We start from the raw sequence: 5,438 nt of genomic DNA, 5'->3' as shown, positions 1-5,438 counted from the left end.
GCCGCGCCACTGGTCCAGCGGGAGCGCGGCCGGGTGCGCGGGCAGCGCCTGGAGGCACACATGGTCGGCCCCCGCCGCCAGATGGGCGTGCACCCGCTGGGCGATCTCCTGCTCCCCGATCGCGACCAGCGCGTCGACCAGGCGATCGCTGCCGCCGTCGGCGAAGTCCGGGTCCTCGAAACCCAGCCGCCGCCAGGCGGCCCGGTACGGTGCCGCGGGCAGGTAGCCGGCGATGTGGGCGCGCGCCCTGTCCCGTGCTTCGCCGGTGCCGGGTCCGGGGCGGCCCGGAGCCCCGGTCCGGCCGGTCCCGGCCGCCCCGGGTCAGTGTCGTCCCAGCATCTCCGCCACCCGCATGAACCCGTCCCGGCCGTGTCCCAGCCCGATGACGCGGCGGGCCAGGCCCTCCACGGAGCGCATCACGCCCGCGTCGATGCCGTGGGACTCGGAGACGGTCACGACGTGGGACATGGTGGAGACCGCCGAGGTGATGGGGTTGATCCGGCCGGAGTAGGTGCCGTCGTCGGCGTCGCGCGCGAACTCCTCGAACAGGGGCGGCAGGATCGTGGCGATGCCCTGGGCGAGCGGGGCCAGTTCCCCGGCGGTGACGCCCTCCGCGCGGGCGATCGCCACGGCGTGCGTGTAACCCGCCATCGCGGTCCAGAAGATGTCGAGCAGCGCGATGTCGAAGGTGGCCGCGCGCCCGATCTCCTCCCCCAGATGGGTGTGCGTCCCGCCGAGCACCTCCAGCACCGGCTGGTACCGCTCGTACAGGTCGCGCGGTCCGCTGTGCAGGAAGACGGCCTCCGGGGTGCCGATGACGGGGGCCGGCGTCATGATGGCGCCGTCCAGGTAGCCGATGCCGTGGGCCGCCGCCCACGCGGCGGTGTCCCGGGCCCGGGCCGGGGTGTCGGCGGTCAGGCTGACGACGGTACGGCCCTTCAGCGCGCGGGTGACCTCCTCGCGGCGCAGGATCCCGTCCGAGGCGTCGTAGTCGACTACGCAGACCACGGTCAGCTCCGAGGCGGCCACCGCCTCTTCGGCCGTCGCGGCGGCGACCGCGCCCCGCTCGGCCAGTTCCCGGCCCCGTCCGGGCGTGCGGTTCCAGACCGTGGTCCGCAGCCCGGCCGCGACGAACGCGCCCGCCAGCGAGCGGCCCATCGGGCCGAGGCCGAGCACGGTGACGGCAGGAAGATTCCCGGCTGTTGACATGTTGCGACTCCCGTATATGTGCTGATCGTGAACAGTGGGCAGGAGCGGCCGGAGGGCCGCGGGGAAGACGAAGAGGACGACGATGACGCGCAGCCGTGCCCAGGACCCGAACGTCTGCGGAGTGACCGCCGCGATCGCCGTGATCGACGGCAAGTGGAAGACGTCGCTGCTGTGGCTGCTGGAGTCCGGCCCGCACCGGCCGGGCGAACTGCGCCGCCGGCTGGCCGGGCTGACCGAGAAGGTGCTGACCCAGGCGCTGCGCGAGATGGAGCGGGACGGCCTGGTGCACCGGGAGGTGCACGAGGTGCTGCCGCCGAAGACCGTGTACTCGCTGACCCCGTTCGGCCGCGACCTCGCCAGGGCACTGGACCCTCTGGCCGAATGGGGCCACCGCCGTCTGGACCTGCTGCGCGCGAGCGCGGCGGCGTCCTGACGGCCTTCGGCCATCACCTCCTCGTCCGTTCTCCGGCAGCCCCTGACCTCGGCAACCAGCTTCTCCCGGGCGGCCGAAGGTGCCAAGTACCCACAAAAAAGTGGGTGTCGGTCCACCTCCGCCGCGCTCCTTCGTCACCGTCCGGACCCCCTGCGGCGGCCGGACCGAGAGGACACAGACGTGGACCGACCCCTGCCCGCACGCCGGCTGCGTCCGCCGATGGGCTGGAACAGCTGGGACTGCTACGGACCCACCGTCACCGAACAGGAGGTGCTGGCCAACGCGGAGTTCATGGCCCGCCGGCTGCTGCCGTACGGCTGGGACACCGTGGTCGTGGACATCCAGTGGTACGAGCCGACGGCCCGCGCGCACGGCTACAACCCGGACGCCCCGCTGGTCCTGGACGCGTACGGCCGTCAGCTCCCGGCACCGAACCGGTTCCCGTCCGCCGCCGGCGGGGCGGGCTTCGCGCCGCTGGCCCGCCGGGTGCACGAGCTCGGGCTCCGCTTCGGCCTGCACATCATGCGGGGCGTCCCGCGCCGCGCCGTGACCGCCCGACTGCCCGTGTACGGCACGGAGTTCACCGCCGACGAGATCGCCGACACGGTCTCGGTGTGCCCGTGGAACACCGACAACCACGGCCTGGACCACGACCATCCGGGCGCCCAGGCGTACTACGACTCCCAGGTGGCGCAGTTCGCCGCGTGGGGCGTGGACTTCGTCAAGGCCGACGACATGCTGTTCCCGTACCACGAACGGGAGATCGCCGCCTACGCGCGGGCCGTCGAGCGCTGCGGCCGGCCGATCGAGCTCAGCCTCTCCCCCGGCACCGACGTCTCCCTGGCCCGTCTGGAGCACCTGCGGGAGCACGCCACCATGTGGCGCGTCTGCGACGACCTGTGGGACCGCTGGGCGGACGTGGAGGCCCAGTTCGCCAGGATGGCCCGGTGGGCGCCCTGGCAGGGCGAGGCGGGCTGGGCGGACGCCGACATGCTGCCCCTCGGCCGGATCGGCATCCGCGCCGAACGCGGCACGGACCGGCTGTGCTCCCTGACCCGCCCCGAGCAGATCGGCCTGCTCACCCTGTGGCTGATCTCCCGGTCGCCGCTGATGATGGGCGGCGACCTGCCCACCAGCCCGCCCGAGACCGTCGAACTGCTCACCAACGAGGAGGCGCTGGCCGTGCTGTGGCACAGCAGGGACAACCGCGAGGTGCTGCGCGAGAACGGCCTGGTGCTGTGGACGGCCCGGGACACCGACGGCCGTACCCGGTACGCCGCCGTCTTCTCCCTGGCCGGCGAACCCCGCCGGTACGAGGTGCCGCTCGGCTCGGCCGGGGCCCGCCCCGCCGACCGGATCCGCGAGCTGTGGACCCGCGCCGACGTCCCGCACGACGGCCGGCACCTCCCCGTGGACCTGCCCGCCCACGGCGCCGCCCTCTTCCGTCTCACGGCGGACGACGGGCGGGCGTGAGCACGGCGACAGTCACAGTCGTCCTAATCCTTGATCCTGTTTGCCTAAACCCTTTAGGGAGTTCCATACTCTTCTCCGACAGAAGGAGAGAAGATGATGGCGCGTGCGGGTCTGACCACGCAGCGACTGGTCGAGGCCGGGGCGGAACTCGCCGACGAGGTCGGCTTCGACCAGGTGACGGTGTCGGCACTGGCCCGGCGGTTCGACGTGAAGGTCGCGAGCCTGTACTCGCACCTGCGCAACTCCCAGGACCTGAGGACACGGATCGCGCTGCTCGCCCTGGAGGAGATGGCCGACCGCGCCGCCGAGGCACTGGCCGGCCGGTCCGGCAAGGACGCCCTCGCCGCCTTCGCGAACGTCTGCCGGGACTACGCCCGCGCCCACCCCGGCCGCTACACGGCGGCCCGCCACCCGCTGGACGACGCCACGGCGGCCGGCAGCGCGGGGGTCCGCATCGCCCAGCTGACCCGGGCCGTCCTGCGCGGCTACGACCTCGCCGAACCGGACCAGACGCACGCCGTACGCCTCCTCGGCAGCGTCTTCCACGGCTACGTCAGCCTGGAGACGGCCGGCGGCTTCGCCCACAGCGCCCCCGACTCCGAGGAGTCCTGGGCGCGGATCCTGGGCGCCCTGGACTCCCTGCTGCGCAACTGGCCCGCCCGCCCCTGAGACCCCTGGCAGACATCGATGCACACCGTTGCCCTCACCGCCGGCCTGATCCGCGGCGCCCTCGAACTGGAGCCCACCGCGCGCGGGCTGCTGCCGCACCGGCTGCCCGCCCGGGCCCGCGCCCAGTGCGCCGACCCGCAGCTGGCCCTGGCCGAGTCCCAGCCCTCCGGGGTGCGGCTGGTCTTCCGCACCCGCGCCACCGCCGTCGAGCTGGACACCGTACCGACCAAGCGCGTCTACACCGGCGCACCGCCCCGCCCGGCCGGCGTCTACGAGCTGCTGGTGGACGGCCGCCCGGCCGGGAGCGCCTCCCTCACCGAGGGCGACACCCTCACCATCGACCTGGCCACCGGCTCCGCCGAGCACCGGCCCGGCCCCGTGGGCACCGTGCGTTTCGCCGGCCTGCCGGACAGCGTCAAGGACGTGGAGATCTGGCTGCCGCACAACGAGACCACCGAACTCGTCGCGCTGCGCGCCGACGCCCCCGTGGAACCCGTACCGGACCGGGGCCGCCGGGTGTGGCTGCACCACGGCAGCTCGATCAGCCACGGCTCCGACGCGGCGAGCCCCACCACCACCTGGCCGGCGCTCGCCGCGTCCCTGGGCGGAGTGGAGCTGATCAACCTCGGGCTGGGCGGCAGCGCGCTGCTCGACCCGTTCACCGCCCGCACCCTGCGCGACACGCCCGCCGACCTGATCAGCGTCAAGCTCGGCATCAACGTGGTCAACACCGATCTGATGCGGCTGCGCGCCTTCGGCCCCGCCGTACACGGCTTCCTCGACACCGTCCGCGAGGGCCACCCCGACACGCCGCTGCTCGTGGTCTCGCCGGTCCTGTGCCCGATGCACGAGGACACACCCGGCCCCACCGCCATGGACCCGGCGGCCCTGGGCGAGGGACGGCTGCGGTACCGGGCCGCCGGGGATCCCGCCGAGCGGGCGGCCGGGAAGCTCACCCTGGGCGTCGTCCGGGAGGAACTGGCCCGGATCGTGCGCGAACGGGCCGCCGAGGACCCCCGGCTGCACTACCTGGACGGCCGGGAGCTGTACGGCGAGTCCGACTTCGGCGAGCTGCCGCTGCCCGACGGCCTCCACCCGGACACCGCCGGCCACCGCCGGATCGGCGAACGGTTCGCGGCGCTGGCCTTCGCCCCGGACGGACCCTTCACGGCCGGCCCCGCCGCCTGACCGGAACGGGCCGGGGTTCACACCAGGTGGGCGAAGACGACCAGGTTGTCGGTGTAGTCGCGCACCGTACGGTCGTAGTCCCCGGCGCAGGTGATGAGCCGGGCCTCGGGGCGGTCGGCGTCCGCGTACACCCGCTCGCTGGGGAAGTCGTCCTTGGCGAACGTCTCGGCGCTGTCGACGACGAACTCCGCCGTACGCCCGTCGGCCCGCTCCACGGAGAACCGGTCGCCGGCCTCCAGCCGGTCCAGGTTGGCGAAGACGGCCGCCGAGGTCACCGTGTCGACGTGCCCGGCGATGATCGCGGTGCCCCGCTCACCGGGCGAGGCACCGTCGGCGTACCAGCCGACGAGGTTGGTGTCGCCCGCGGGCGGCGGCTGCAGCTGGCCCGAGGAGCCGAGGACCAGGGTGGTGAAGGGGGCGTCCACGCCGACCCGGCTGCGCATCCCGGCGATCGGCGTGGACGCCC

General features: G+C 73.9%; 6 protein-coding genes. 4 read left to right on the top strand and 2 right to left on the bottom strand.

The annotated features are described in order from the left end of the window. Positions 1-321: 321 nt before the first annotated feature. Positions 322-1,209 (bottom strand): NAD(P)-dependent oxidoreductase, encoded by an 888-nt coding sequence (locus H5J33_RS22100; RefSeq protein ID WP_181796654.1) that lies wholly within the window; start codon positions 1,207-1,209, stop codon positions 322-324. Between the two features lie 82 nt (positions 1,210-1,291). Between H5J33_RS22100 and H5J33_RS22095 the strand changes: the two genes are divergently transcribed. From H5J33_RS22095 to H5J33_RS22080, 4 genes are all read left to right on the top strand, one after another. Then, complete coding sequence (locus H5J33_RS22095) at positions 1,292-1,642, top strand: helix-turn-helix domain-containing protein (RefSeq protein WP_181796653.1); 351 nt, start codon at positions 1,292-1,294, stop codon at positions 1,640-1,642. Between the two features lie 180 nt (positions 1,643-1,822). Then, the gene (locus H5J33_RS22090) at positions 1,823-3,115 is read left to right on the top strand and encodes a glycoside hydrolase family 27 protein (RefSeq protein WP_309485462.1); all 1,293 of its coding nucleotides are present in this window, start codon (positions 1,823-1,825) and stop codon (positions 3,113-3,115) included. A gap of 96 nt (positions 3,116-3,211) precedes the next feature. Next, complete coding sequence (locus tag H5J33_RS22085; protein WP_181796655.1) at positions 3,212-3,784, top strand: TetR/AcrR family transcriptional regulator; 573 nt, start codon at positions 3,212-3,214, stop codon at positions 3,782-3,784. An 18-nt stretch (positions 3,785-3,802) separates the two neighbouring features. After that, positions 3,803-4,972 (top strand): GDSL-type esterase/lipase family protein, encoded by a 1,170-nt coding sequence (locus H5J33_RS22080; RefSeq protein ID WP_181796652.1) that lies wholly within the window; start codon positions 3,803-3,805, stop codon positions 4,970-4,972. A gap of 17 nt (positions 4,973-4,989) precedes the next feature. Here H5J33_RS22080 and H5J33_RS22075 read toward each other — a convergent pair. Further along, on the bottom strand, positions 4,990-5,438 hold a 449-nt coding region (locus H5J33_RS22075; RefSeq protein WP_181796651.1), incomplete at its 5' end, for a class F sortase.

Source organism: Streptomyces sp. WELS2, from assembly GCF_013870595.1.
GTDB lineage: Bacteria > Actinomycetota > Actinomycetes > Streptomycetales > Streptomycetaceae > Streptomyces.
Note: the sequence above shows the minus strand (reverse complement) of the source record. Positions and strands in the feature narration are given on the sequence as shown.

What these genes read in the sequence shown, in the direction of transcription:
- H5J33_RS22100 (WP_181796654.1), bottom strand. Translation starts at nt 1,209, where the DNA reads ATGTCAACAGCCGGGAATCTTCCTGCCGTCACCGTGCTCGGCCTCGGC.
- H5J33_RS22095 (WP_181796653.1), top strand. Translation starts at nt 1,292, where the DNA reads ATGACGCGCAGCCGTGCCCAGGACCCGAACGTCTGCGGAGTGACCGCC.
- H5J33_RS22085 (WP_181796655.1), top strand. Translation starts at nt 3,212, where the DNA reads ATGGCGCGTGCGGGTCTGACCACGCAGCGACTGGTCGAGGCCGGGGCG.
- H5J33_RS22080 (WP_181796652.1), top strand. Translation starts at nt 3,803, where the DNA reads ATGCACACCGTTGCCCTCACCGCCGGCCTGATCCGCGGCGCCCTCGAA.